Origin of the sequence: Paraburkholderia sp. SIMBA_027, from assembly GCF_046535315.1 — a bacterium.
Classification (GTDB): Bacteria; Pseudomonadota; Gammaproteobacteria; order Burkholderiales; family Burkholderiaceae; genus Paraburkholderia; species Paraburkholderia tropica.
In genome coordinates this window covers 1-234 of the sequence record NZ_JAWRWY010001649.1, presented here as the reverse complement: position 1 = coordinate 234, position 234 = coordinate 1, and the positions used below count along the sequence as shown (strand labels likewise).

The following is a 234-nucleotide window of genomic DNA, read 5'->3' as shown; positions in this document are numbered from 1 at the left end:
CAAGGGTAAAGACTTGAAAAACGACGACGAAGGGCCCCGCTGATGGTGTGGCTGGCGGTTTTCCTGGCCGTCCTCGGAGCCTTTTTCCTGGCCATCGGGGCACAACGGCAAGGCAGTGCCGTGAAGGCAGACACAGGTGGCCTGGCACTGAGCTCCAATGGCTTCCTTCGGCTCCTGCGTAATCCCCGCTGGATGCTTGGTCTCCTCTTCTTGTGCCTGGGAATGGTGATGAAC

The 234-nt window shown here is 59.4% G+C and carries 1 protein-coding gene; it reads left to right on the top strand.

Features of this window, described 5'->3' with window-relative positions; genetic code table 11:
* Positions 1 to 42 precede the first annotated feature (42 nt).
* Positions 43 to 234, top strand: a 192-nt coding sequence (locus SB764_RS44775) for a hypothetical protein (RefSeq protein WP_410867408.1), incomplete at its 3' end; no start/stop codon positions are given.